2 pseudogenes are annotated in these 883 nt (G+C 52.4%); both read right to left on the bottom strand.

From position 1 onward, the window contains the following. Nucleotides 1-476: pseudogene (locus tag QUB64_RS30150) on the bottom strand (hypothetical protein); the annotation flags it as partial. 52 nt (nucleotides 477-528) lie between these two features. Further along, nucleotides 529-883 (bottom strand): annotated as a pseudogene (locus QUB64_RS30145) (hypothetical protein); the annotation flags it as partial.

The following is an 883-nucleotide window of genomic DNA, read 5'->3' as shown; positions in this document are numbered from 1 at the left end:
GGATTGGTATTGTTGTTTGGATCGCTCACAGGAGCTTCCGAAGAACCACCGGAATTGTTATTGTTGCTGGGGCTATTGCGAGTGTTGCTAGGGCGGCCGGGCTCGTTATTGTTGCTGGGGACAGTAGAGTCGAAAGGACGACCGCCCGGATTGGTATTGTTGTTTGGATCGCTCACAGGAGCTTCCGAAGAACCACCGGAATTGTTATTGTTGCTGGGGCTATTTGTAGAGTCGGAAGGAGTGCCCCCCAAATCGTTAGTGTAGTTCGGATTAGTCGAGTCATAAGGACGGCCGCCGGGATTGGTATTGTTGTTCGGATCGATCGCAATCAAGCCCGCAGAATTAGAATTGTTCGAGTCGTTAGTCTGGCGGTTCAATTCTGCGAATCCGGGGACGGCGAGCAAGGAACTAACGCCGGCAATTCCGGCAACAGTAACCAATTTTACGAACAAATTTTGGCGATTTGGTGAAGTCATGAATTTCTAAGCCTCTATGTTTTCAAGTTTTCAATAGTGCGATCGCCCGAAATTAGGCACGATCGGACGCTGTATGGCCTTTGCGAAACAAGTTGAGCAAACCTAACGCGCCCAGTGCGCCGAGCCAACCCAAATTGTTCGGGCGATCGCGCCGAGCACTCAAAACTCCAGAATTAGTCTCAGTCGGCGCCGAAGTCGTACCGCTGGTACCGGTTGTACCTGTCGTACCAGTTGTACCGCTAGTACCCGCACCTGTCGTACCAGTTGTACCGCTAGTACCCGCACCTGTCGTGCCAGTTGTACCGCTAGTACCCGTACCTGTCGTGCCAGTTGTACCGCTAGTACCAGTACCTGTCGTACCGCTAGTACCGCTAGTACCCGTACCTGTCGTACCGCTAGTACCGCTA

The sequence above is a fragment of the Microcoleus sp. Aus8_D2 genome (genome assembly GCF_036702665.1).
GTDB lineage: Bacteria > Cyanobacteriota > Cyanobacteriia > Cyanobacteriales > Microcoleaceae > Microcoleus.
This window is presented reverse-complemented; position numbering and strand designations above follow the sequence as displayed.